Raw genomic sequence first — 24,810 nt, 5'->3', positions numbered from 1 at the left:
CTCCCCTATTCCTGAGGCGTTTCTCGGCGCAACGCCCGAACGCCACGCAACCCGATCACCCCGACGACCGTCCCCAGAACAAAGGACGTAATGGCGAGCACGAGATGGACCCAGAAGTACCCGGTCGGGTCACCCGCGTCGTCGAAGGCGAGCCCGCTGCCGTCCTTCCACAGGTTCTTGACGAAAGTGATCCAGATGAACCAGCTCCACACCCCGAACGCGAGCAGGAACCAGGAGACGGGGCGGCTGAGCTTCATGGACTCAGTATCGCGCCCGTCCTCCGACCGGGTTCTTCGGGGTGGGCTGTCCCGGCGGTCCCCCCGGCGGGTCATCGAGCTGATGAGAATATTTTCTTCACTGCCCTGTACGTTCTCGTCCGTGTCTGCTCTGAAGAAGACCGCGCTGACGGTCACCGCCGCCACGTTGCTGCCCGCACTCGCCGTCGCGCCCGCGTCGGCCGCCGGCCCTGACAACAAGGCAGGCAAACAACACCCGAACCCACCGGCTTCCATGTCCACCGTCGGCGGGACCCAGCTCGGCAGGGCGGGCACCCAGGTCAGCCTCGGCCCGGGCGCGCCTGTGCTGCCGAAGGATCTGAGCGGCCGGTCCTGGATCGTCGCGGACGCCGAGAGCGGGGAAGTGCTGGCCTCCCACAACGCGCACTGGCGGCTGCCGCCCGCGTCCACGCTCAAAATGCTGTTCGCGGACACCGTGCTGCCCCGGCTGCCCAAGACCGAGATCCACAAGGTGGCCCCGAAGGAGCTCGCGAGCGTCGGCGAGGGCAGCAGCCTGGTCGGGGTCAAGGAGAACCACTCGTACTCCGTCCACGATCTGTGGCTCGGCGTCTTCCTGCGTTCCGGCAACGACGCGGTGCATGTGCTGTCCGAGATGAACGGCGGCGTTCCCAAGACCGTCCAGGACATGCAGGCGCACGCCGACGAGCTCCAGGCGCTCGACACGCATGTCGTTTCTCCCGACGGGTACGACGCCGCCGGCCAGGTCTCCTCCGCGTACGACCTGACCCTCATCGCCCGCAGCGGCATGCAGAAGAAGGACTTCCGCGAGTACTGCGCGACGGCGAGCGCCAAGTTCCCGGGCGAGCAGAAGCCGGGCAAGGCGCGCGAGACCTTCGAGATCCAGAACACCAACCGCCTGCTCACCGGCGACTACGGCATCTCCCCGTACAAGGGCATCGCGGGCGTCAAGAACGGCAACACCACCAACGCCGGCGCGACCTTCACCGGTGTCGCCGAGCGGAACGGCAAGGTGCTGCTCGTCACCGTCATGAACCCGGACTCCGGCGAGGGCCAGGCCGTCTACAAGGAGGCGGGACGGCTGCTCGACTGGGGCTTCGCGGCGGCCGGGAAGGTGACTCCGGTCGGCGAGCTGGTCGCGCCGAGGTCCGCGACAACGCCTGCCAACGGCAACGAACCGGCCAACAACGGCGCACCGGCCAAGACGGCCGCCGCGAAGGAGAGCTCAGGAGGCATCGGTATCGCGCTCGCCGTCGCGGGCGGGGCGCTGGTGGTGCTGGCGGCCGGGGTCTTCCTCGTCAACCGCCGCTGGCCGCTGCGCCGTCGCTAGCTCGTCGACGGCGTCGTCGCTCGCCTCGTCGAGAGCTTCCTTGCTCTGCGTCGCCGTCCAGGCGGCGCAGAACAGCAGTAGTTTCGCCGAGAGGTTGATCCACAGCAGCAGGGCGACCGGGACGCCGAAGGCGCCGTACATGCTCTTCGAGGCGACATCCCGCATATAGCCGCCGAGCAGCAGCTTGAGCATCTCGAAGCCGACCGCGCCGAGCAGTCCCGCCACCATCAGGCGGCGGCGCGGCGGCTGCACACCCGGCAGCAGTGTCAGCAGATACAGCAGCAGCAGGAAGTCGGCGACGACGGCGATCCCGATGCCCGCGACCTGGAGCAGTACGCCACCGGCACCGCCCTTGTCGATGCCGAGCCGGTCGGCGCTCCAGCCGACGGCGGTCGAGCCGAGGCCGGACGCGGCGATCGAGGCCAGCGCGGTCGCGCCGAGACCGAGCAGGACGATCCCGTCCTTGAGCTTGCGCAGTACGGGGTTGCCCTCCTCCTCGTCGTCCAGCCCCCAGACGACCCGCAGGCAGTCCCTCATCGAGCCGACCCAGCCGATGCCGGTGACGAGCAGCAGCGCGCCCGCGACCAGTCCGATCGTGCCCGCGTTGTCGACCAGGGAGTTGATGTCGAGCTGGTCGGAGATGCCCGGCACCTGCTCGGAGATCTTGTTCTCGAGCTTGGTCAGCTGCTGCTGGTCGAGCAGCGCCGCACCGACCGCCGCGGCCACGGTGATCAGCGGGAAGAGCGCGAGAAAGCTGATGAAGGTGATCGCGGCAGCCAGCCGCGTCCAGTGCACCCGGTCGAGCGTCTCGTACGAACGCCAGGCGTGGGTGCGCATCAGCCGGACGGCGAGCGGTCCGATGACGGGAAGCTTGATCAGCCAGTCCATGTCGTACGCGTACCCTCCACGCGGCAACACCAGCGCCCGGGTCCCCCAGAATCGTTTAATCACCCCTTCCGGCGGGCCCGTGAGGCATGGCCGAATTGCGGCATACGCGGCGATACGGTCAGCGCCATGGCGCCGCCGACACCCGCCACAGGACCGACGCCTACGCCACCCCGGCTCCCCGGCTCCCCGGCTCCCCGGCTCCCCGCGCGACGCTCCCCTGAGCCGCCCCTCCCTCCAAGGAGACACCAGCCATGAAGGACGCCTTCGGCCCCCCTCAGTCCCTGCTCGTCCTCGGCGGCACGTCGGAGATCGGGCTGGCCACCGCCCGGCGCCTCATCGCCCGCCGCACCCGCACCGTCCGGCTGGCGGGCCGCCACGCGCCCTCCCTGGAGGACGCGGCGGCCGCGCTCCGCGCCCTCGGGCCCGATGTCCGCACCGTCGCCTTCGACGCCCTGGACCCCCACTCCCACGAGGAGGTACTGGGCAAGGTCTTCGCAGAGGGCGACATCGACATGGTGCTGCTCGCCTTCGGCGTACTCGGCTACCAGGCGAACGACGAGTCCGATCCCCCGGCGGCCGTCCGCGTCGCCCAGACCAACTACACCGGGGCCCTCTCGGCCTCTCTGGTGTGCGCGGCGGCACTGCAGCAGCAGGGGCACGGCTCGCTGGTGGTGCTCTCCTCGGCCGCCGGTGAGCGCGCCCGCCGCGCGAACTTCATCTACGGATCGAGCAAGGCCGGCCTGGACGCCTTCGCGCAGGGCCTGGGCGACGCGATGCACGGGACGGGTGTGCACGTGATGGTCGTACGCCCCGGATTCGTGCGGACGAAGATGACGGCCGGGCTGCCGGCCGCGCCGCTCACCACCACCCCCGAGGCGGTCGCCGCGGCTATCGAGCTCGGGCTGCGGCGCAGGTCGGAGACGGTGTGGGTGCCGGGGGCGATGCGCGTGGTGATGTCGGGGCTGCGGCATCTGCCGCGTCCGCTGTTCCGCAGACTGCCGCTCTGATCAGGGCAGCAGGAGTCAGGGGGTGGCGGCGGGCTCGTCCACCGGGGCGCCCTGGGAGGGGACGGCCGCGATGCCGCCCCCGAAGGCGTACTCGTGCAGCTGGCGCCACACGCCGTCCGCGCCCTGCTCGTACAGCGCGAAGGAGGCGCACGTCCAGGCCGCCTCGTACTCCGACAGCTCCTCGTACGCCCGGTCCATCGCCTCCTCGGCGATGCCGTGCGCCACGGTCACATGCGGGTGGTACGGAAAGTGCAGCTCCCGCACCAGCGGCCCGGAGGCGTCCCGCACCCGCTTCTGCAGCCAGGAACAGGCCGCCGCGCCCTCGACGACCTGGACGAAGACGACGGGCGAGAGCGGCCGGAAGGTTCCGGTGCCGGACAGCCGCATCGGGAACGAGCGGCCGGTCGTCGCGACCGCGGCGAGATGCGCCTCGATGGCGGGCAGCGCCTCGGCGTCGACCTCGGTGGGCGGGAGGAGGGTGACGTGCGTGGGGATGCCGTGCGCGGCGGGATCACCGAAGCCCGCGCGCCGCTCCTGGAGCAGGCTGCCATAGGGCTCCGGGACCGCGATCGAAACGCCGAGCGTTACGGTCCCCACGTCGTTCTCCTCAGTCGTCGGTAGCTAGGTGTGCAGCCGCCAGTGTGGCGGCTGCACCGCCGGTGTGGCCAGAGGCCTTGGACACAGTGCTGATTCGGTGATGAATCGGTACGCAACTGTGCGTGCTCAGTGCTTCGCCGGCAGGAACCCCACCTTGTCGAAAGCCGAGGCCAGGGTCTCGGCGGCCACGGCGCGAGCCTTCTCCGCACCCTTGGCCAGGATCGAGTCCAGCGTCTCGGGGTCGTCCAGATATTCCTGCGTACGGGTACGGAACGGAGTGACGAAGTCCACCATGATCTCGGCGAGGTCCGTCTTCAGTGCCCCGTACATCTTGCCCTCGTACTCCGCCTCCAGCTCGGCGATGGTCTTGCCGGTGAGGGTGGACTGGATGGTCAGGAGATTGGAGATGCCCGGCTTCCCGGCGGGGTCGAAGCGGATGACCGTGTCAGTGTCGGTGACCGCGCTCTTGACCTTCTTGGCGGTCGCCTTCGGCTCGTCGAGCAGGTTGATCAGGCCCTTGGGCGTGGACGCCGACTTGCTCATCTTGATCGTCGGGTCCTGGAGGTCGTAGATCTTCGCGACCTCCTTGACGATGTGCGGCGCCGGGATGGTGAAGGTCTCGCCGAAGCGGGCGTTGAAGCGCTCGGCGAGGTCACGGGTGAGCTCGATGTGCTGGCGCTGGTCCTCGCCGACCGGGACGGCGTTGGCCTGGTAGAGCAGGATGTCCGCGACCTGCAGGATCGGGTACGTGAACAGGCCGACGGTGGCGCGGTCGGTGCCCTGCTTGGCGGACTTGTCCTTGAACTGCGTCATCCGGGAGGCCTCGCCGAAGCCGGTGAGGCAGTTCATGATCCAGCCGAGCTGGGCGTGCTCGGGGACATGACTCTGAATGAACAGCGTGCAGCGCTCGGGGTCGAGACCTGCGGCCAGCAGCTGGGCGGCGGCGAGCCGGGTGTTGGCGCGCAGCTCGGCCGGGTCCTGCGGCACGGTGATCGCATGCAGGTCCACGACCATGTAGAACGCGTCGTGGGTCTCTTGCAGCGCCACGTACTGGCGGATGGCACCGAGGTAGTTCCCGAGGTGGAACGAGCCTGCGGTGGGCTGGATACCGGAGAGCGCGCGGGGTCGGTCTGAGGCCATGTTCATCATTCTCTCAGGTGCGGAACCGATCTCCGGCCGCCGGTGGTGGCCATGCGGGGCGGTCGCGGTCAATGAGACGAGGAACACAGCGCGCCCGGGCGGCCGCCCCGCGGTTCGGGCGGGGCGGCCGCCCAGGGAGTGTCTTCAAAGTAGCGTCGTCCGCCCGAAGGGCGGGCCTGGCGGCGTCTGGTGCGTGCGATCGCAGGCCGGAGGATGGGGGTCCCCCCGCCGAAGGCAGGGGGAGAGCCCACGCGGAGCGTCGGCGACTGACGACAACGCAGCATGGGGGCACCTCCCGTGCCCGAAAGGCTACGGGGGAGTGCGTGCCAGACGCCGCCAGGCAGACGGGACTTTGAAGACACGACCCAGGGGAGAACAATCAGGCGCTCAGCCCCGGCGCCGGGAACGCCGCCATCAGCTCGGCCACCTCCGCGCGGATCGCGGCCAGCGCGTCCTCGTCGCCGGCACCGGCCGCGGTCACGCCCCGGTCGATCCACTCGGCGACCGCGGCCATGTGCTGCGTACCGAGCCCGCGGGAGGTGAGGGAGGGAGTGCCGATGCGGACGCCGGAGGGGTCGAAGGGCTTCCTCGGGTCGTACGGGACGGTGTTGTAGTTGACGACGATCCCGGCCCGGTCGAGCGCCTTGGCCGCCACCTTGCCGGGGACGTCCTTGGGGGTGAGGTCCATCAGGATCAGGTGGTTGTCGGTGCCGCCGGAGACCAGGTCGAAGCCGCGGGCGAGCAGCTCGTCGGCGAGGGCCCGGGCGTTGGCGACGACCGCGTGGGCGTAGTCGCGGAACGAGGGCTGGGCCGCCTCGTGGAGGGCGACCGCGATGGCGGCGGTGGTCTGGTTGTGCGGGCCGCCCTGGAGGCCGGGGAAGACCGCCTTGTCGAGGGCCTTGGCGTGCTCCTCGCGGGACATCAGCATCGCGCCGCGGGGCCCGCGCAGGGTCTTGTGGGTGGTCGTGGAGATCACGTCCGCGTGCGGGACCGGCGAGGGGTGGGCGCCGCCCGCGATCAGGCCGGCAATGTGGGCGACGTCGGCGACCAGGACGGCGCCGGACTCGCGGGCGATCTCGGCGAAGGCCGCGAAGTCGATGGTGCGGGGCAGTGCGGTACCGCCGCAGAAAATGATCTTCGGGCGTTCCTTGAGGGCGAGCTCGCGCACCTCGTCGAAGTCGATGAGGCCGGTGTCGTGGCGTACGCCGTACTGGACGCCGCGGAACCACCGGCCGGTGGCGGAGACGCCCCAGCCGTGGGTGAGGTGGCCGCCCATGGGCAGGGCCATGCCCATCACGGTGTCGCCGGGATCGGCGAAGGCGAGATAGACGGCGAGGTTGGCCGGGGAGCCGGAGTAGGGCTGGACATTGGCGTGCTCGACACCGAAGAGGGCCTTGGCGCGGTCGATGGCGAGCCGCTCGACCTTGTCGATGTTCTGCTGGCCCTCGTAGTAGCGGCGGCCCGGGTAGCCCTCGCTGTACTTGTTCTGCAGGACCGTGCCGGAGGCTTCGAGGACGGCGCGGGAGACATAGTTCTCGCTGGGGATCAGGCGCAGGGTGTCGGCCTGAAGTTGTTCCTCGGCACCGACGAGTGCCGCCAGTTCGGGGTCCGTGGCGGCAAGGGCGGGGTGCGGCAGGGGAAGAGTCATCGTGTCCTCCGGGGCGATCCGTCTCGGTCGTGGTCCCGGGGTGCGCTCGGGGGTCCCTGGCCAGAGGCGGGTCACCCATGGCAGGGGGCGTGCGGCACCACACGGGACGTGTCCCGGGGTACCCAGGCGGGCGGCACCTCGTGTGATCTTCCGCGCGCGGTTCCCTCGGGGTCACTTCCCCGTACGCCAGTCGCCGTGCGTACTCTCCAGCCTAAGGGGTCGGCCTGACAGCAAGGTTTCTTCGTCCACCATTCGAGCGACGATAGAAACAGGGGCACACCCCGCCCCACGCCGGATGCCTTGTCACTACGTGAACGGAGATCCCGTGTCTGCAACGGAGAGCGCCATCGCCTCTGCGGAGGCCCACAGCGCGCACAATTACCACCCGCTCCCCGTGGTCGTCGCCTCGGCGGACGGCGCGTGGATGACCGATGTCGAGGGGCGCCGCTACCTCGACATGCTTGCCGGGTACTCGGCGCTCAACTTCGGCCACGGAAACCGCCGGCTGATCGACGCCGCCAAGGCGCAGCTGGAGAGGGTCACGCTCACCTCCCGCGCGTTCCACCACGACCGGTTCGCGGACTTCTGTACGCAGCTCGCCGAGTTGTGCGGCATGGAGATGGTGCTGCCGATGAACACCGGGGCGGAGGCGGTGGAAACGGCCGTGAAGACCGCCCGGAAGTGGGGTTACCAGGTCAAGGGCGTCCCGCAGAACCAGGCGAAGATCGTCGTCGCCGCCAACAACTTCCACGGCCGTACGACCACCATCATCAGCTTCTCCACGGACCACGAGGCGCGCGCGGACTTCGGTCCCTACACGCCGGGCTTCGAGATCGTTCCGTACGGGGACCTGACCGCGCTCGAGACCGCGATGAGCGCGAACACCGTGGCCGTGCTGCTGGAGCCGATCCAGGGCGAGGCCGGCGTGCTGGTGCCGCCGGCCGGGTATCTGCCGGGGGTCCGTGAGCTGACCCGCGAGCGGAACGTGCTCTTCATCGCGGACGAGATCCAGTCGGGCCTCGGGCGGACCGGCAAGACCTTCGCCTGCGAGCACGAAGGCGTCATGCCCGACATGTATGTGCTGGGCAAGGCGCTCGGCGGAGGTGTCGTCCCCGTTTCGGCGGTCGTCTCCTCCAGCGAGGTGCTCGGCATCTACCGTCCCGGCGAGCACGGCTCGACCTTCGGCGGCAATCCACTGGCCTGCGCGGTGGCCCTCGAGGTGATCGCGATGCTGCGCACCGGCGAGTTCCAGCAGCGCGCCACCGAGCTGGGCGAGCATCTCCACCACGAGCTGGGCCTGTTGACCGGCGGCGGCGCGGTGGAGGCCGTCCGCGGCCGCGGGCTGTGGGCGGGCGTCGACATCGTGCCGAGTCATGGCACCGGCCGGGAGATCTCCGAGAAGCTGATGGACCGCGGGGTCCTGGTCAAGGACACCCACGGCTCGACGATCCGGATCGCGCCGCCGCTGGTGATCAGCAAGGAGGACCTGGACTGGGGTCTGGACCAGCTGAGGGCGGTCCTGGGCGCGTAGGCCGAGGTCAGAGGATGACGTGGGGCAGGAAGCGGGCGTACTCGTCCGTGACCAGCCCCGCCGATTCCCTGATGCCGAGCCCCGCCGCCTCGTCCTCGACGACCCATGCGCCGAGCACCACGCGGTTGCCGTCGAAGTCCGGCAGCGGGGCCAGCTCCTGGTAGCAGCACGGCTCGTCGCGCAGTACGGGAGCGGCGCCCGGCTCGTGGATCGTGACCCCCGCGCCCTCGCGGCCGAGCAGCGGTTTGGCGACATAGCCCCGCTCGGCGGCGAGTTCGCGCGGGCCGTCGAGATAGGCGGGCAGCAGGTTCGGGTGGCCCGGGTTCAGCTCCCACAGGATGGCCAGCAGCGCCTTGTTGGACAGCAGCATCTTCCAGGCGGGCTCGATCCAGCAGGTGCTGCCGGTGCCGCCGCCGTTGTCCAGGGTGTCCAGGACGTACGGCCCGAAGCGGTCGGTGGCCAGCCACTCCCACGGATAGAGCTTGAAGCAGCTGCGGATGAACCGCAGCCGGTCGTCGACGAAGCGTCCGGACAGCCGGTCCCAGCCGATCTGTTCGACGGACAGCGCCTCGGTGGCGAGCCCCGCCTGCTCGGCCGTCTCGCGCAGATACGCCACGGTCATCAGGTCCTCGCCGAGCTCGTCACCGTCGGAGTGGACGAAGTGCAGCGGCCCGGGAGGCAGCAGGGGCGCCTGCCGTTTCCAGGCGTCGACGAGGCGTTCGTGGAGGGAGTTCCACTGGTCGGCGCCGGGGAAGCGGTCCTCCATCCAGAACCACTGCGGACTGGCGGCCTCGACCAGGGAGGTGGGGGTGTCGGCGTTGTACTCCAGCATCTTGGCCGGGCCCGTGCCGTCGTAGCGCAGATCGAACCGGCCGTAGACGGAAGGGAGTTCGGCCCGGCGCCGCCAGGAATCGGCGATCAGCGAGGCGAGCCTGGGGTCGGTGATACCGAGGTCGGCGAAGCGGTCGTGCTCGACGATGTACGCGGCCGCGGCAAGGCACAGGGCGTGCAGTTCCTCCACGATCTCTTCCAGCGCCTCCACCTCGGGCAGCGTGAACGCGTAGTAGGCGCTCTCGTCCCAGTAGGGGCGGAGCGAGTCGTCCGGGTGGCGGGTGAGCGGATAGACGAGGCCCTGCTCCTCGACGGTCTCCTGCCAGCCGGGGCGGGGGGCGATGGTGTGACGCTTCATGCGGGCGGGTTCCGGCTCAGCCGCCGGATCCGGAGCAGCCGAAGCCGCCGCGGTCGACCGCGGTCTTGTCGAAGCTGCCGCCCTCGACCTTGCCGTCGCTGACTTGGCCGCCGTAGTAGTACGAGCCGCGGGTGCCGCTGCTGCCGTCGCACTCGTAACTGGGCAGCTTCTCCCGGGTCACCGGGTCGACGCAGCGCTTGTCCGGGTCGGAGCCGCAGGAAGTGATCGTCGCCGCGAGCACCCCCATACCGCCGAGCACCACCGTGCTCGACCTCAGCCTGCGTCGCGCCATCAGCCGGTCGCCCCCGTTCGATTTATGCCAGTAGATCGTCGAACAGACTAGATGGCCGCCTCGCGCCCCCGTAGACCCGGTCCGCCAACCGTCCTCATCTACAGTCGCTTTGTGCTCTTCGGGATGATCTGCGCGCTCGGTTCAGCGGTCTGCTACGGCACGGCCTCGGTCCTCCAGGCCATGGCCGCCCGCGCCGCGGAGCCGGGCACCGGCTCGGGGGTCGATCCGGGGCTGCTGCTGCGTTCGCTGCGCCAGTGGCGTTATGTCGCCGGACTCGGCCTGGACGGTCTGGGCTTCGTCCTCCAGATCGTCGCCCTGCTCTCCATCCCCATCTACGCGGTCGGCGCGGCGCTCGCGGCAAGCCTCGCGGTCACCGCCGTCGTGGCCGCGCCGCTGCTCCATGTCCGCCTCAGCGGAATCGAATGGGGGGCGGTGGCGGTGGTCTGCGCCGGTCTGGCGATGCTGGGCCTCGCCTCCGGCGAAGAGGGCGACCGCGCGGGAACGGACGCGCTGCGCTGGTCGATGCTCGGCGTCGCGCTCGCCGTGCTCCTCCTCGGCGCGGCGGCGGGCCGCCTGCCCGACAAGTCGCGCGCCCTGGTACTCGGCCTCGGCGCGGGCTTCGGCTTCGGCGTGGTCGAGGTCGCGGTCCGCCTGATCGACTCGCTCGCGCTGCCGGGCGTACTGGCCAATCCGGCGCTGTACGCGCTGCTGCTGGGCGGCGGTGCGGCGTTTCTGCTGCTCACCTCGGCGCTGCAGCGCGGCTCCGTGACGACTGCCACGGCGGGCATGGTGCTCGGCGAGACGATCGGCCCGGCGCTGGTGGGGGTGGTGTGGCTGGGCGACCGGACCCGGGAGGGGCTTGAGTGGCTGGGGATCACGGGGTTCGCGGTGGCGGTGGCGGGCGCGCTGGCGCTGGCGCGCTTCGGTGAGCCTCCGGCGCCGGCGCGGGTGGAGGAGCCGGTGGCGCGGGGGGCATGAATCCCCGTTCCCTCCAGGGCTCCACCGTTGACGTACCGCACGCAGCACAGCGCCCCCAACCGCCCAGGACAGCAGGGAAGTTGAGGGGCGCTGGTGTCAGTGCTCCCGCGGCCGGACGGGCGCGCGGGTGGCAGCGTTGCGCCACCACCACAGGCCCCGGCAGGCAGGCTCAGAGAGTGCGAAATCGCACGAGGGACTAGAGGCGCGTTTCTCGGCCCCCGGCGACGCGGTAAACCACGTATCCCTGTCAGTGGTCCGATTCGAGATGAGGCGCTGGTGACTCCGCATCTCGCTCGTCTGGTCGACCACGACTCCCCGCTATTGCACCTGCGGAAGTACGCGGCTGACGGCATGTTCGCCCGATTCTCTGAGCATGCCGAGGAACTATGGTCAAGAGGCGTGCCGATAGAGCGTGCGCCCGCGGTGCAGTAAAGGTAAGTACATCTTGATACCTCAAGAGGACACCGCGGTTAAGCGCCTGCCGTGAACGTAGAAAGGGCCCCGGTTTCGTCCCGCAAATGCGAGGCGATACCGGGCCCATTCGTCGAGCCGACGTACCCCTCCCACCCGATATGCCCAGCCGCCTCCGCCGTGACGTTCAACCTCTTCAAGGTGCGGGCCCAGGCGCCGTCGATTGGGGCGCCCTTGGAATCAGGCAATGCCTGGCCGACGCTGGGCGTCGCGGCGACCGATGAGGAACCAGAGCAGGCTCCCGAGGAAGGGGGCCATGAAGGAGAAAACGATCCAGACCAGCTTCATCCCTGTGGTGAGGTCAGACCTGACGATGCTGAGCAGAGCGCCGAAGAACAACGCGAGAGCACCGACGACCACAGCAGCTCCTGCGCAGGCGATCACGATATCGCCCGTAGGGGCAAGGGCCATCTGGTGTGCGAGCTGTGCCTGCATCATTCATTCCTCCTGCTGGTGGGGATTCTCAGAGCGCCCGGTCGGGCAGCCTCGGTTGATGGCAGTCCGGCTGTTCCAGGTTGCCGACTGCGTCATAGGTAAGCCCCTGTCATTACGGGCGCCCTGCGGACCTCAGCAGGTAGACGCCGGCGGCGGCGGGGAGCGCCAGGACAGCCAGGAGGACCGGGATGAATGCTCCGAGGCCGAAGTTCAGCGTGCCCGCGGCGAACACGAACTGCGCCACCACGAACAGCAGCGGCACGAGGGCGGCCGCCGTCCCGATCACCTTGTCCCGGTTGCGCCACTGCGGCGCGGACCACAGCCACCAGATCGCGCCGATCAGCACCGGGACGCCCAGCAGGGGTGCGAGGACCGTCAGGGGGCCGGTCACCGCCAGCAGTCCCAGCAGGGCGAGGGTGCGTCCTCGGCTCACTTGCGGCGCGGGGAGCTCGTCGCCGAGTGCGGTTGCCGCGATGGTGCGCGGGTCGCCGAGGCGTGTGAGCACGGTGCGGATCTCGTCGTCGCCGGATGCGGACTCTTCCGCGAGTGCCACGACGATGTGCTCCTCCAGGTCGGCCAGCAGCTCGTTGCGGCGTTCCGGGCTGAGTCCGGCCGTTTCACGCGCCATGGTGGCCAGGTAACTCTTCACCAGCGGGTGCTCGGTGATCGTCACGGTGGTCTCCTGTCAGTCGGTGATGAAGTGGTCGACCGCGTCACGGAAGTGCGGCCAGATGGCGGTGAACTCCTTCAGCGCCGCATGCCCCGCAGGCGTCAGCTCGTAATAGCGCCGCGGAGGCCCGCTGGGGGACTCCTGCCAGCGGGTCTCCACCAGTCCGTCACGGCGCAGCCGCGACAGCAACGGGTAGATCGTCCCTTGGCTTGTGACCATGACGTTCACCGCGCCGAGGGTTTCGAGCAGCTCCACGCCGTAGCGCGGGCCGTCCCGCAAGATCGCAAGCACGCAGTACTCCAGCACCCCCTTGCGGAGCTGGCTCTCAGCCTTGCCTGCGACAGGCTTACCTGCGATGTCAGGTTCCATGCATTGCACAGTACCTGGTTATCTCTAGAAGTCCAAAGGTGATGCCCTTGCACCCGGGCTTACGTCCCCGCGCTCAAGTCCCGCCGCTTTGGACGCCCACGGGGACGACGCCGACCCCCAGTTACCGCCCTTCTGCACCTGGCCGAACCCGCGGGAGAACGTGGATGGGGGTACCTCCCACGGCTGCAAGGCCGTAGGGGGGAGGGCGGGGTGGGGTGAAAGCACGCCGCAGGCGCTCGGGGCGGACGCCGACGGGCACGGTCAAGGCAGCGCGCGGCACAGCGCGTCCAGCGTGCCCGCCCACGCGCTGTCCGGCGGCGTGCCGTACCCCACCACCAGCGCATCCCGCCCCCGCGCCGCCTCCCCGTGGCGGAAGCGCGAGACGCCCTCCACCGCCAGGTTCTGCCATGCCGCCGCCTGGATCACGGAGTGTTCCGTGCCCGGCGGGAGTTCGAGTACCGCGTGGAGCCCCGCCGCGATCCCGCTGACCCGGATGTGCGGCGCCCGCTCCGCCAGTGCGGCGACGAGCTGGTCGCGCCGTCTGCGGTAGCGCAGCCGCATCCCCCGTACATGACGGTCGTACGCGCCGGACGCGATGAACTCCGCGAGCGTCAGCTGGTCCAGCGCGCTGGACACCCAGTCGACGGAGCCCTTCGCCTCCAGCACGTCCCCCACCAGTTCCTCGGGCAGCACCATCCAGGCGAGCCGCAGCCCCGGGGCGAGCGATTTGCTCGCCGTCCCCATGTAGACCACACGGTCCGGGTCGAGTCCCTGGAGCGCGCCCACCGGCTGGCGGTCGTAGCGGAACTCCCCGTCGTAGTCGTCCTCCAGGATCAGTCCGCCCGTCCCGCGCGCCCAGTCGACCGCTGCCGCGCGCCGGTCGGGGTGCAGTGCGACGCCCATCGGGAACTGGTGCGCCGGTGTCAGCAGCACCGCACCGGCTCCGCACCGGGCGCACAACTCGTCCGTGCGGGTACCCAGTTCGTCGTACGGGAGCGCGGACGTGCGCAGCCCCGCCTCGGTCAGCAGATTCCAGTGCACGTCGAGTCCGTACGACTCGACGGCCACCTCACGCACGCGGCGCCGCCTGAGCACCTTTCCCATCAGCATCAGTCCGTGGACGAAACCGGAGCAGATGACGATCCGCTCGGGGTCCGCGTACACGCCGCGCGCCCGCGCCAGATAGTCGGCCAGTACGGTCCGCAGCTCGATGCGTCCGCGCGCGTCCCCGTATCCGAAGGCGTCGTGCGGCGCTGCGGTCAGCGCGCGGCGGGCCGCCTTCAGCCATTCGGCGCGGGGGAACGAGGCGAGGTCGGGGCTGCCGGCCATCAGGCTGTACTGGGGTCCGCCGCGGGCCGGCCGGGTCCGCAGCGCCCCCGACGGCGGCTTCCTCGGCGCGGCCCGCCGGGCGACCCGCGTGCCGGAGCCCTGCTGCGCGGTGAGCCACCCCTCGGCGACGAGCTCGGCGTACGCGTCGGCCACCGTATTGCGGGCGATCCCCAGGTCGACGGCGAGCGAACGCGAGGACGGCAGCCGTGTCCCGGGCGTCAGCCGTCCGGTGCGCACGGCCTCTCTCAAGGCGTCCATGAGTCCCGCGCGCAGCCCGGAACCACTCAGGTCGAGATGCAGGTCGGCGCCGAAAGTGGCCCAGGAATCCGTCATGGAGATGGACCATACTCCTGCGCCGCATACGCACTAGATTCCTCCGCATGACTCCGAACGAGAGCCAGTCCCACGCCCCCGAGCACACCCCCCGACTGCCATGGGCGGAGCTCGCCCCCGAGGTCTACAAGGCCATGGCCAAGCTGGACGCGGCCGCCCGGCAGGGCCTCGACCCGGTCCTTCTCGAACTGGTCAAGATCCGCGCCTCGCAGATCAACCACTGCGCGTTCTGCCTGGACATGCACACCAAGGACGCGTTCGCGGCGGGCGAGTCGGTGGAGCGGATCATCCAGCTCAGCGCGTGGGAGGAGTCGCGGCACTTCTACACCGAGAAGGAGATCGCGGCGATCGAGCTGACGGAGGCCGTCACGGTGCTGACCGACGGCTTTGTGCCGGACGAGGTGTACGAGAGGGCCACCAAACACTTCGACGAGGCGGAGCTCGCGCAGCTGATCTCGGCGATCACCGTCATCAACGCATGGAACCGCCTCGCCGTGAGCACGCGCATGGTCCCCGGGCACTACACGCCCGGCCAGTTCAAGCACTGAACCGCGTACGAGCAACGACCAGACCGGGGTATCCGAAATGACCGTTGAAACCTTCCGTTCCCTCCACCACGACCGCGCGCCCGGCGATCCCCTCGTCCTGCCGGGACCGTGGGACGCGGCCAGCGCGCTCGCCTTCGCGGAGGCGGGCTTCCCGGCGCTCGCGACACCGAGCGCGGGAGTCGCGGCGTCCCTCGGTTACGAGGACGGGCAGACCCCGGCCGACGAGATGTTCGCGGCCGTCGCCCGTATCACCCGCGTGGTGAACATCCCCGTCTCCGCGGACATCGAGGACGGCTACGGCCTGGCCCCGAAGGAGCTGGTCGCCCGCCTTCTCGACTCCGGCGCCGTCGGCTGCAACCTGGAGGACTCCGACTCCCGGACCAAGACGCTCAAGGACCCCCGGCGCCACGCCGACTGGCTCGCCGAGGTCCGCGCGGCAGCGGGCGACCGCCTGTTCGTCAACGCCCGGGTCGACTCGATCCTGCGCGGAGTGAGCGACCCGGCTGAGGCGATCACGCGGGCGCGGCTGTACGCGGCGGCGGGGGCGGACTGCGTCTACCCCTTCGCGGCACCGCCGGAGCAACTCCCCCTGCTGCGCGGGGAGATCGACGTCCCGATCAACGTCGCGCCGCTGCCGGGCAGCCCGGGGATCGCGGAACTGGGGCGGTTGGGGGCGACGCGGGTGACTTTCGGGCCGTATCTGCAGCAGCAGGCGATGGTGGCGGTGCGGAAGCTGGCGGAGGAGCTGCGCGGGGGCCGCGCGGACTAGGTGTATTGGCCTGCAGGGTTGTTTACGCGGCTGATGGGTGGCTTGCCTTCGAGTGCGGTGTGGCAGCGGTGGTGGTTGTAGGTGTGGAGGAAGTCTGCCAGGGCTGCGGTCCGTTCGGTGTTGCTGGTGTAGGGCCGCAGGTAGGCCCATTCGTCGAGCAGGGTGCGGTTGAAGCGTTCGACCTTGCCATTGGTCTGCGGCCGGTAGGGCCGGATGCGCTTGTGCGCGATCCCTGCTGCGGACAGGGTGTCCCGCCAGAGAAACGACTTGTAGCAGGAGCCGTTGTCGGTCAGCACCCGTTCGACGGTGATGCCGTGGCCGGTGAAGAAGGCGTGGGCCCGCTGCCAGAAGGCCACGGCGGTCTCCTTGCGCTCGTCGGCCAGGACCTCGCTGTAGGCGAGGCGGGAGTGGTCGTCGACGGCGGAGTGGATGTAGCTGTAGCCGATCACCGGCTTGCAGCTCTTGCGCTGGTCGGTGGTGGCCTGCCGGTTGCGGTCGCCGGCTGCCCTGCCGACCGTGCGCCACCCTCCGCCGTCGGGGATGTTGCCGAGCTTCTTGATGTCGACATGGACCAGCTCACCCGGCCGGGCCCGCTCGTAGCGGCGGATCGGCTCGCCGGTCGGCCGGTCCAGCCAGGCCAGCCGGTGCAAGCCGTGCCGGGTCAGGATGCGGTGCACGGTAGAGGCGGGTAGCCCGATGATGGGGCCGATGCGGGCCGGGCCCAGCTTGCGGGCCTGCCGCAGCTCACAGACACGGGCCTCCACCTCGGGCGCTGTGCGGTGCGGGGTCGTATGCGGCCGGCTGGAGCGGTCGTGCAGACCCGCCTCGCCCTCCGTCCGCCACCGACGCATCCACTTGTGAGCGGTCGGCCGCGAGACACCCATCTCGGCCGCCACATGAGCAACCGGACTGCCAGCCAGGACACGTTCGACCAGCAGCCGCCTCCCGAAGACAGTCAGCCGGGCATTACGGTGGGACACGAAGACCTCCGTGCGTGGTGTGGAGCCTAGACACCTCCACCACACCGGAGGTCTTCGCCATGATCAAGACCCACCACTGTTAACAACGCTCGTGATCAATACAACTAGGGCGTGGGGCGCCTGCGGCGGGCCTGTTCCCCTACCCGCCCCTTCCCGAACCGGGGGCAAGCCCCCAGACCCCCTGCGCCCGCTTCGCGGCGCGGATCGGGGGCTCCGCCCCCGGTTACCCCGGATGCGACCTTCGGCCGCATGTCCTCAAACGCCGGACGGGCTGAATGTGCGGCAGAGCCGCACACCCAGCCCCGCCGGCGATTGAGGCGCGGGGGTCCGGGGGCGGAGCCCCCGGTCACCCCGCGTCCGCCTCCTTCGCGAACTCCACCGCCGCCAGCAGGCTCAGCCCCGGCTGCGCCTGGCGCAGGGCCTTGAGCGCGGGGATCGAGTAGGCCGGGCCCTTGATGCCCGCCGCGTCGAGCTGCTGGCGCACCCACCGGCCGCGCAGTTCGGCGGCGGAGGCTTCCGACGCCTCGGCGATGATCGCGGCGGCGCGCTCCAGGCCGGGGCGTTCCTCCGGGGTGGCCGTGGACAGCGCGGCGCGGACGGCATCGAGAATGCCGTCCGCGTCACGCACAACGAGTACGGTGAGTTCGCGCTTGCCGGATCCGAAGAACATGTATGGATCTTCATCCGCGAACCCCCGTTCACTCAAGCGAGTTGAGCAGACTCAGAGCTCGGGTCACTTCTTCGGGAGCCACGCCTTCCACGTCGCCTCGTTCGCCTTGACCCACTTCTCGGCCGCCGCCTCCGGCGACATCTTCTCGCCCGCGATCATCAGGGCGACCTCGTTCTGCTGCTCGGTCGTCCACTTGAACTTCTTCAGGAACTCGGCCGCCTCGCCGCCGTTCTTGGCGAAGTCCGCGTTGAGGTACTTCTGCAGCGGGGTGTTCGGGTACGCGCACGCGATCTTCTTCGGGTCCGCGTCACAGCCCGCCTTGTACTCCGGCAGCTTGACCTCGACCATGTCGACCTGCGCGTTCAGCCACTGCGGGGTCCACCAGTACGTCAGGAAGGGCTTCTGCTCCTTCGCGTACTTCTTGATCGCGGTGATCTGTGCGGCCTCGGAACCCGAGTAGTTGGTCTTCAGATCCAGCTTCAGGTTCTTGATGAGCGCATCGTCGTTGGTGACGTAGTCCGGGGAGCCCTCCAGGATCTCGCCCTTGTCACCACTCTCGCCGGTCTTGAAGTCCTTGGCGTACTTGTTGAGGTTCTTGTAGTCCGTGACGTCGGGGTGCTTGTCCGCGAAGTACTTCGGCACGTACCAGCCGATGTGCCCGGTCACGCCGAGGTCGCCGCCCTTGACGACGGTCTTCTTCGTCGTCAGGTACTGCTTCTCCTCCTTGGGGTGACCCCAGTCCTCCATGATCGCGTCTATGTCGCCCTTGGAGAGCGCGTCCCAGGCGAGAACCTCGCCCATCTGCTGGGTCTTGACGGTGTAGCCCAGCTCCTTCTTCAGGATGTACCCGGCGACGGCGGTGTTGGCCTGGGCGCCGACCCAGGAGGGGACGGTCAGCTTCACGGTCTTGTCGCCGCCGACCGCGTCCTTCTTTCCGGTCTCCGCGGCGCCGCACGCGCTGAGGGTGAGGACGCCGAGGGCGCCGATGACAGCAGTGGTGGTTCGAAGAATGCGCATGGTGCTTCTCTTGCTCCTGTTACTGAGGGACGGGGTTCAGTCGGTCTTGCGGGCTGCGGGCTGCGTGATCCGGTCCAGTACGAGACCCAGGCAGACGATCGCGACTCCGGCGGTCATGCCGATGCCCATATCGCCGCGGGACAGGCCCTTGACGACGTCGTAGCCGAGGGCTCCGCCGCCGACCAGGCCGCCGACGACGACCACCGCCAGCACCAGCACGACGCCCTGGTTGACGGCCAGTTGCAGTGCCGGGCGGGCCAGGGGCAGCTGGACTTGGAGGAGTTGCTGGCGGGTCGAGGCACCCAGCGAGCGGGAGGCCTCCAGCGCGGCCGGGTCGACCTCGCGCAGGCCCTGGGTCGTGATGCGCACGACGGCGGGCAGCGCGTACACGACGGCCGCGATGATCGCCGAGGCGCGGGTGACACCGAACAGCGCGACCACCGGGATGAGATACACGAACTGCGGCATCGTCTGCATCGCGTCGAGTACCGGCCGCAGCCAGCGTTCGAGCCGCCCGGCCCGCGCGCAGAAGATGCCCGCGAGCACACCGAGCGCCAGCGTGAGCACGAGCGCCGCGAGCACCTGCGAGAGCGTGTCCAGGGACTTCCCCCACACCCCGAGGACGCCGATCGCGCCCATCGACAGCGTGGCGGTGAGCGCGGTCGCCCAGGTGCCGACCAGCCAGGCGACGGCCGCGACCAGCAGCAGGAGCGACCACCAGGGGAGCCAGACCAGGGCGTCGCGCAGGGGGTTGAGGATCCAGAGGGTGAACTCGCTCGACCAGACCTCGGTGAAGGTGAGGTTCTCGGTGATCCACTCCTGCGCCTTGTTGACGGGCGAGGAGATGTCGTACGTCCAGCCCTCCGGCCAGGCCCTGCCGATGGCGAGGCCGCCCAGCGCGGCGGCAATGACGCCCCCGAGCACCAGGGCCCAGGCCGAGCGGCCGTGCAGCAGCCCGCCGCCGGGAGTGCCTTCGCCGATACGGTCGCCCGCGGCCGCCGTCGTACGGTCCAGCCAGATCGCGATCAGCACGATCGGGATACCCGCGGCGAGCGCCTTGCCGACGTCGACCGTGGACAGCGCCGAGTACACCGCTTCGCCCAGGCCGCCGGCCCCGACGAGCGCCGCGATGACGACCATCGAGAGCGCCATCATGATCGTCTGGTTGAGACCAAGCAGCATCTGCTTGCGGGCGAGCGGGAGCCGCGCGGTCCGCAGTCGCTGCCAGCCGCTCGCGCCGAGCGACGCCGAGGCCTCCAGTACGGCCGGATCGGCGCCGCGCAGCCCGAGCGCCGTGAGGCGGGCCATGGGCGGGGCGGCGTAGATGACCGTGCAGAACAGCGCGGCGGGCGTGCCGGTCCCGAAGACCAGCACGAACGGCAGCAGATACGCGAACGCGGGCAGCACCTGCATGGTGTCGAGCACCGGCCGCAGCACCCGGTCGACGCGCGCGGACAGCCCGGCCGCGAGCCCGATCAGAACGCCCAGCAGGGCGGCGCACGCCACGGAGACCACCATCAGCGCGATGGTGATCAGCGTGGCGTCCCACATCCCGAGCAGCCCGCAGACGGCGAACGCCCCGAACGCGGTGGCCGCCACCTTGATCCCCCGCCGCCCGAGCCCGGCGGCCCGCCAGGCGAACAGCACCCCGGCGACCATGACGCCCAGCCAGCCCATGGAGTCCAGGAAGCCGTAGACGGCGTCGACCGCTTCGGTGGCGGTGTTGGAGAAGTGGAGCAGGAAGTAGAGGAAGAGGGGGTGGGTGTCACGGTTGTCGATGACCCACTTGTTGGCGTCGTCGAGGGGACCCGAGACATCGACGGTCAGCCCGGCGGGCCAGCTCCCGCTGCCCCACAGGGCGATGCCGACGGGTACGAGTACCAGCGCGGCGAGGCCCAGCGCCAGCAGCTTGCGCTGGAAGGGGTTCTTCAGAAGGGAGCGCAGTGCGGGCGTTTCCTTGGCGGGGGCGGTGGCGACGGCCGTCATGCGACCACCGCCTTGTCGGTATGCGCGCCGCGGTCCAGACCCGCCACCACGTTCAGCAGACCCGCGTGGTCCACGACGCCCACGCAGCGGCCCGCCTCCATGACCCGGACGGGGGACCCCGTGCGGGCCACGGCCTCGATCGCCTCGAAGACCGTCGCGTCGGGAGCGATCGCCGGTCCCGCGTCCGCCTCGCCGCCGTCCGCCGGGCGCATGGCGGTGCGCACGGTCATCACCTGCTCGCGCGGCACATCGCGGACGAAGTCCCGTACGTAGTCGTCGGCGGGCGAGCCGACGATCTCCTCCGGCGTGCCCAGTTGCACGATCCGCCCGTCCCGCATCAGCGCGATACGGTCGCCCAGCTTCAGCGCCTCGCTCAGATCGTGCGTGATGAAGATCATCGTCCGGCCCTCCTCGCGGTGCAGCCGGATGACCTCCTCCTGCATGTCGCGCCGGATCAGCGGGTCGAGCGCGCTGAACGGCTCGTCGAAGAGCAGCACTTCGGGGTCGACGGCGAGCGCGCGGGCGAGCCCGACACGCTGCTGCTGACCGCCGGACAGCTGGCCCGGCCTGCGGTGCTCGAGTCCTTCGAGCCCGACCTTGGCGACGACCTCGGCCGCCTTGGCCCGGCGCGCGGCCTTGCCGAGGCCCTGGATCTCCAGGCCGTAGGCGACGTTGTCGAGCACGGAGCGGTGCGGCAGCAGGCCGAAGTGCTGGAAGACCATGGACGCGCGGCGGCGGCGCAGTTCGCGCAGCCGGGCCGTGTCCATGGAGAGCACGTCCTCGCCGTCGATGGCGATCCCCCCGGACGTCGGCTCGATCAGCCGGGTCAGACAGCGTACGAGGGTCGACTTGCCGGAGCCGGAGAGGCCCATGACGACGAAGACCTCGCCCTTGTGCACATCGAAGGAGACGTCGCGCACGGCGGCGGTGCAGCCGGTACGGGCGCGCAGCTCGGCCGGACTGAGCGCGCCGAGTTCGGCGTCGCCGGGGATGCGCCCCGCCTTCGGGCCGAAGACCTTCCACAAGTCGCGTACGGAGAAGACGGGCGGCGCACTGTCGTCGGCGGCCTTCTTCGTCACGTCCACGTCCACCGCCTCGTCCACCGTCTCGTTCACGGTCACGTTCGCGGTCTTGTCCACTGCTTCGGACTTCATCGGAGTTCACCCCTCTCGTCGGACGCCGCCGCAAGCAGCTCGGCGCATTTCTCTCCCACCATCAGGACCCCGATCATCGGGTTCACGGCGGGCATGGTCGGGAAGACGGACGCGTCGGCGATACGGATGCCGTCGAGTCCCCGGATCCTCAAGTCCGGTTCCACTACCGCGAGTTCATCGGTCGTCGCACCCATCCGGCAGGTGCCGGCCGGGTGGTAGACGGTGTGCGCGACCTTGCGCGCGTACTCGCTGATCGCCTCGTCGGAGGTGACCTCGGGCCCCGGGCAGACCTCCCGCTTCAGCCAGCCCGCCAGCGGCTGGGCCCGGGCGATCTCGCGGGCGAGCTTGATCCCGTCGACGAGGGTCCGGCCGTCGTAGTCGTCCTCGTCCGTGAAGTAACGGAAGTCCAGCGCGGGCTTCACATCAGGATCAGCGCTGGTCAGATACAACCGGCCGCGGCTGCGCGGCTTGGGGATGTTCGGCGTCATCGACACCCCGTGCGCCAGCCGCTCATAGCCCAGCCGCTCCGGGTTGTCGGTGAACGGTATTTGGTAGAAGTGGAACATCAGGTCGGGCCCCAGCGCGTCCGGATCGCGCTGTACGAACAAACCCGCGTCGCTGTCCATCGCCGAGTTCTCGGGGATCGGTCCGTGCGTCTCCCAGACGATCACCGACTCCGGATGGTCGAGCAGGTTCTCGCCGACGCCCGGCAGATCGTGCACGACCGGAATGCCGAGAGCTTCCAGGTCGGCGCGCGGTCCGATGCCGGAGTGCAGCAGCAGCCGCGGGGTGTCCACCGCGCCCGCGCAGACGAGCACTTCGCGCCGGGCACGGACGACCCGCTCCTCACCTTCCTTGGTCCGCACGTGCACGCCGGTCGCCCGGGTGCCCTCGAGCTCCAGCTTGTACGCCCAGGTCTCCAGGGCGATGTGGAGGTTCGGGCGGTCGAGGAAGGGGTGCAGATACGCGACCGAGGCGGAGGACCGCTTGTTGTTCTCCGGGTGGTACGCGAGGTCGAAGAAACCGACGCCTTCGTGGAAGGGCTTGTTGTTGAAGCCCTCGACGCGCGGGACGGAGAGCGCGCTGTGGGCCGCGTCGACGAAGTCGCGTGCGATGGCGTTGCGGTCCTTCTCGTCGACCGTGACGATGTTGTTCCGCAGCCGGTCGAAGTACGGGTCCATGGCGGCCGCGTCCCAGCCGTCGGCCCCGGCCGCCGCCCACTCGTCCCAGTCGGACGGCAGTGGCCGGAAGGCGATGAGGGTGTTGTGGGACGAGCAGCCGCCCAGCACACGGGCACGGCTGTGCCGGATGTGGGAGTTGCCGCGCGGCTGCTCGGTGGTGGGGTAGTCGTAGTCGAGTTCGCCGCCGAGCAGCCCCATCCAGCGCCGCAGGGTCAGGACGTCGTCGCGACCGACATCGCTCGGGCCGCCCTCGATGACGGCGACGGTGACGTCCGGGTTCTCGGTGAGCCGGGATGCGATCACCGATCCGGCTGTGCCGCCTCCGACGACGACATAGTCGTACGTGGTCATGTGTTCGTTCTCCAACTCAGCCCTGGCTCAGCCCTTGAACCAGCGCACGGGGCGCGGGGCGAGGTTCTGGTAGACGTGCTTGGCCTCGCGGTACTCGGCGAGACCGGCGGGACCGAGCTCTCGCCCGATGCCGCTCTTTCCGAAGCCGCCCCACTCCGCCTGCGGGAGGTAGGGGTGGAAGTCGTTGATCCAGACGGTCCCGTGCCGCAGCCGCCCGGCGACGCGCCGCGCCCGCCCCTGGTCGGCGGTCCACACCGCGCCGGCGAGCCCGTACTCGGTGTCGTTGGCGAGGGCGACGGCCTCGTCCTCGGTGCGGAAGGTCTCCACGGTCAGGACGGGCCCGAAGATCTCTTCGCGCACGACGCGCATGCCGCGGTGGCACTGGTCGAGGACGGTGGGCCGGTAGAAGTACCCCTCGGCGTACTCGTCCCCTTCGGGCCGCTGCCCGCCGGAGCGCAGCACCGCGCCCTCGGCGAGGGCGGAGGCGACGTAGTCCTCGGTCCTGGCGAGCTGCTGCGCGGATACGAGGGGACCGCACTCGACACCCTCGTCGGTGCCGCGTCCGAGGCGGATCCGCTCGGCCCGGCGGGCGAGCTCGCCGACGAAGCGCTCGCGCAGGGATTCCTCGATGATGAGCCGGGACCCGGCGGAGCAGACCTGCCCGCTGTGGATGAAGGCGGCGTTCAAGGCCTGGTCAACGGCGGTGTCGAACCCTTCGTCGCTCTCGCAGGCATCCGCGAAGACGACGTTGGGGTTCTTGCCGCCGAGTTCGAGAGCGACCTTCTTGACGCTGTCGGCGGCGGCGCGCATCACCTTCGTACCGCTGGCGAGCCCGCCGGTGAAGGACACCAGGTCCACATCGGGATGCTCGGCGAGCCGGGCCCCGACGGTGTGGCCCGGGCCGGTCACGATGTTCGCCACACCGGCGGGCAGCCCCGCCTCCTCGAGCAGCTGGATCAGCTCGACGGTCGACAGCGGCGTGATCTCGCTCGGCTTGATCACAAAAGTGTTGCCCGCGGCCAGCGCCGGGGCAATCTTCCAACTCGCTTGAAGGAGTGGGTAGTTCCACGGCGTGATGAGGGCACAGACCCCGACTGGTTCGTGCACCACGAAGCTGTGAATGTCCGGCGAACCGGCATCCACCACTCTCCCGCCGCTCTCGTTCACGACGAGGTCGGCGAAGTAGCGGAAGGCGTCGCTGACGCAGTCGACGTCGATGCGGCCTTCTTCGACGGTCTTCCCGGCGTCCCGGCTCTCCAGCTGCCCGAGCGCCTCCCGGTTCCGCTGCAGCAGATCCGCGACGCGCCTGAGCACGGCGGCCCGCTCGGCCACCGGAGTCCGGGGCCATTCGCCCTGGTCAAACGCGGTACGCGCGGCGGCGACCGCGGCGTCCGCGTCCTCGGCCCCGCCCTCCGCGACGGAGGCGAACACGGTCGCGTCAGCGGGGTCGAGTATGTCGCGCGCGGAGCCGGAGGCGGCTGCACGCCACTCTCCGCCCACGTGGATGGTCTGTTGTGCCGACACGTCGCGTTTTGCCTTCCCGTTCCCGATTTATTCCTCGCCGGTGTGGACCGGCGGACGGGGCGCCTGCCCCTGGGCGTGGGAAGCATGCGAATGGCGGGTCGAAAGTGTCGCGTGTCACTTATCCGGTGCCTACGCCACGCATCGGGCCTTGCCCGGGTCGGTCACGCGG

At 70.0% G+C, this 24,810-nt stretch carries 24 protein-coding genes and 1 pseudogene; 7 read left to right on the top strand and 18 right to left on the bottom strand.

Annotated elements, in window-relative coordinates; all coding sequences use genetic code 11:
* Positions 1–5 precede the first annotated feature (5 nt).
* The gene (locus OOK40_RS26595) at positions 6–257 is read right to left on the bottom strand and encodes an SCO4848 family membrane protein (protein WP_266486791.1); all 252 of its coding nucleotides are present in this window, start codon (positions 255–257) and stop codon (positions 6–8) included.
* A gap of 121 nt (positions 258–378) precedes the next feature.
* Here OOK40_RS26595 and OOK40_RS26590 point away from each other — a divergent pair, with 121 nt between their 5' ends.
* Positions 379–1,584, top strand: coding sequence for a D-alanyl-D-alanine carboxypeptidase family protein (locus OOK40_RS26590; protein ID WP_266486789.1), 1,206 nt, complete (start codon positions 379–381; stop codon positions 1,582–1,584).
* Here OOK40_RS26590 and OOK40_RS26585 read toward each other — a convergent pair.
* Positions 1,480–2,472, bottom strand: a complete 993-nt coding sequence (locus OOK40_RS26585; protein WP_266486788.1) for a YihY/virulence factor BrkB family protein — start codon at positions 2,470–2,472, stop codon at positions 1,480–1,482. The two genes, OOK40_RS26590 and OOK40_RS26585, sit on opposite strands and share 105 nt — an antisense overlap.
* 251 nt (positions 2,473–2,723) lie before the next feature.
* On the opposite strand from OOK40_RS26585, the gene OOK40_RS26580 reads away from it, so the two are divergent.
* On the top strand, positions 2,724–3,479 hold the full coding sequence (locus OOK40_RS26580; RefSeq protein WP_266486786.1) for a decaprenylphospho-beta-D-erythro-pentofuranosid-2-ulose 2-reductase: 756 nt from the start codon (positions 2,724–2,726) through the stop codon (positions 3,477–3,479).
* A 15-nt stretch (positions 3,480–3,494) separates the two neighbouring features.
* On the opposite strand, the gene OOK40_RS26575 is transcribed toward OOK40_RS26580, so the two are convergent.
* The 3 genes from OOK40_RS26575 to glyA form a co-directional block, all read right to left on the bottom strand.
* The gene (locus OOK40_RS26575) at positions 3,495–4,076 is read right to left on the bottom strand and encodes a 2'-5' RNA ligase family protein (RefSeq protein WP_266486784.1); all 582 of its coding nucleotides are present in this window, start codon (positions 4,074–4,076) and stop codon (positions 3,495–3,497) included.
* 126 nt (positions 4,077–4,202) lie between these two features.
* Positions 4,203–5,216 carry a tryptophan--tRNA ligase gene (gene trpS, locus OOK40_RS26570; RefSeq protein ID WP_266486781.1) on the bottom strand — a complete coding sequence of 338 codons (1,014 nt, stop codon included), beginning with the start codon at positions 5,214–5,216 and terminating at the stop codon, positions 4,203–4,205.
* Between the two features lie 379 nt (positions 5,217–5,595).
* A complete protein-coding gene (gene glyA / locus OOK40_RS26565; protein ID WP_266486779.1) occupies positions 5,596–6,864 on the bottom strand; it encodes a serine hydroxymethyltransferase in 1,269 nt (422 codons plus the stop codon).
* Between the two features lie 325 nt (positions 6,865–7,189).
* Between glyA and rocD the strand changes: the two genes are divergently transcribed.
* Positions 7,190–8,395 (top strand): ornithine--oxo-acid transaminase, encoded by a 1,206-nt coding sequence (gene rocD / locus OOK40_RS26560; protein WP_266486776.1) that lies wholly within the window; start codon positions 7,190–7,192, stop codon positions 8,393–8,395.
* A gap of 7 nt (positions 8,396–8,402) precedes the next feature.
* Here the strand turns inward: rocD and OOK40_RS26555 are convergent, their stop codons facing one another.
* A complete protein-coding gene (locus OOK40_RS26555) occupies positions 8,403–9,584 on the bottom strand; it encodes a glutathionylspermidine synthase family protein (protein ID WP_266486774.1) in 1,182 nt (393 codons plus the stop codon).
* Positions 9,585–9,600: 16 nt separating this feature from the next.
* Positions 9,601–9,876 carry a hypothetical protein gene (locus tag OOK40_RS26550; RefSeq protein WP_266486772.1) on the bottom strand — a complete coding sequence of 92 codons (276 nt, stop codon included), beginning with the start codon at positions 9,874–9,876 and terminating at the stop codon, positions 9,601–9,603.
* A 123-nt stretch (positions 9,877–9,999) separates the two neighbouring features.
* On the opposite strand from OOK40_RS26550, the gene OOK40_RS26545 reads away from it, so the two are divergent.
* Together OOK40_RS26545 and OOK40_RS26540 are read left to right on the top strand one after the other, a co-directional pair.
* Positions 10,000–10,854: a hypothetical protein gene (locus OOK40_RS26545; protein WP_266487649.1), complete on the top strand. Its 855-nt coding sequence runs from the start codon at positions 10,000–10,002 to the stop codon at positions 10,852–10,854.
* A gap of 190 nt (positions 10,855–11,044) precedes the next feature.
* A pseudogene (locus tag OOK40_RS26540) lies at positions 11,045–11,286 on the top strand (XRE family transcriptional regulator); the annotation flags it as partial.
* Between the two features lie 219 nt (positions 11,287–11,505).
* Here OOK40_RS26540 and OOK40_RS26535 read toward each other — a convergent pair.
* The 4 genes from OOK40_RS26535 to OOK40_RS26520 form a co-directional block, all read right to left on the bottom strand.
* The gene (locus OOK40_RS26535; RefSeq protein ID WP_266486770.1) at positions 11,506–11,763 is read right to left on the bottom strand and encodes a PLD nuclease N-terminal domain-containing protein; all 258 of its coding nucleotides are present in this window, start codon (positions 11,761–11,763) and stop codon (positions 11,506–11,508) included.
* A gap of 109 nt (positions 11,764–11,872) precedes the next feature.
* A complete protein-coding gene (locus tag OOK40_RS26530; protein WP_266486767.1) occupies positions 11,873–12,433 on the bottom strand; it encodes a hypothetical protein in 561 nt (186 codons plus the stop codon).
* Positions 12,434–12,445: 12 nt separating this feature from the next.
* Positions 12,446–12,799, bottom strand: a complete 354-nt coding sequence (locus OOK40_RS26525; protein WP_266486764.1) for a PadR family transcriptional regulator — start codon at positions 12,797–12,799, stop codon at positions 12,446–12,448.
* 261 nt (positions 12,800–13,060) lie between these two features.
* Positions 13,061–14,461: a PLP-dependent aminotransferase family protein gene (locus OOK40_RS26520; protein WP_266486761.1), complete on the bottom strand. Its 1,401-nt coding sequence runs from the start codon at positions 14,459–14,461 to the stop codon at positions 13,061–13,063.
* Between the two features lie 47 nt (positions 14,462–14,508).
* Between OOK40_RS26520 and OOK40_RS26515 the strand changes: the two genes are divergently transcribed.
* The gene (locus tag OOK40_RS26515; RefSeq protein ID WP_266486758.1) at positions 14,509–15,009 is read left to right on the top strand and encodes a carboxymuconolactone decarboxylase family protein; all 501 of its coding nucleotides are present in this window, start codon (positions 14,509–14,511) and stop codon (positions 15,007–15,009) included.
* 37 nt (positions 15,010–15,046) lie between these two features.
* Positions 15,047–15,778, top strand: a complete 732-nt coding sequence (locus OOK40_RS26510; RefSeq protein ID WP_266486755.1) for an isocitrate lyase/phosphoenolpyruvate mutase family protein — start codon at positions 15,047–15,049, stop codon at positions 15,776–15,778.
* Here the strand turns inward: OOK40_RS26510 and OOK40_RS26505 are convergent.
* The 7 genes from OOK40_RS26505 to OOK40_RS26475 form a co-directional block, all read right to left on the bottom strand.
* Complete coding sequence (locus tag OOK40_RS26505) at positions 15,775–16,758, bottom strand: IS481 family transposase (protein ID WP_266478359.1); 984 nt, start codon at positions 16,756–16,758, stop codon at positions 15,775–15,777. The genes OOK40_RS26510 and OOK40_RS26505 overlap by 4 nt on opposite strands.
* Before the next feature lie 346 nt (positions 16,759–17,104).
* The gene (locus OOK40_RS26500; protein ID WP_266486753.1) at positions 17,105–17,428 is read right to left on the bottom strand and encodes a hypothetical protein; all 324 of its coding nucleotides are present in this window, start codon (positions 17,426–17,428) and stop codon (positions 17,105–17,107) included.
* A 63-nt stretch (positions 17,429–17,491) separates the two neighbouring features.
* On the bottom strand, positions 17,492–18,445 hold the full coding sequence (locus OOK40_RS26495) for an ABC transporter substrate-binding protein (RefSeq protein WP_266486750.1): 954 nt from the start codon (positions 18,443–18,445) through the stop codon (positions 17,492–17,494).
* A 36-nt stretch (positions 18,446–18,481) separates the two neighbouring features.
* Entirely contained in the window at positions 18,482–20,431 is a 1,950-nt protein-coding gene (locus OOK40_RS26490; RefSeq protein ID WP_266486747.1) for an ABC transporter permease subunit, read from the bottom strand.
* Positions 20,428–21,585 carry a glycine betaine/L-proline ABC transporter ATP-binding protein gene (locus OOK40_RS26485; protein ID WP_266486744.1) on the bottom strand — a complete coding sequence of 386 codons (1,158 nt, stop codon included), beginning with the start codon at positions 21,583–21,585 and terminating at the stop codon, positions 20,428–20,430. The genes OOK40_RS26490 and OOK40_RS26485 overlap by 4 nt, the downstream gene beginning before the upstream one ends.
* Entirely contained in the window at positions 21,582–23,117 is a 1,536-nt protein-coding gene (locus tag OOK40_RS26480) for a GMC family oxidoreductase (protein ID WP_266486741.1), read from the bottom strand. Before OOK40_RS26480 ends, OOK40_RS26485 begins: the two co-directional genes overlap by 4 nt.
* Before the next feature lie 27 nt (positions 23,118–23,144).
* Complete coding sequence (locus OOK40_RS26475) at positions 23,145–24,641, bottom strand: aldehyde dehydrogenase family protein (protein WP_266486738.1); 1,497 nt, start codon at positions 24,639–24,641, stop codon at positions 23,145–23,147.
* Positions 24,642–24,810: the final 169 nt, after the last annotated feature.

Origin of the sequence: Streptomyces sp. NBC_01481 (genome assembly GCF_026339995.1) — a bacterium.
Lineage (GTDB): Bacteria > Actinomycetota > Actinomycetes > Streptomycetales > Streptomycetaceae > Streptomyces.
The sequence above is the reverse complement of the archived record's forward strand: the minus strand, read 5'-3'. Positions and strand labels throughout refer to the sequence as shown.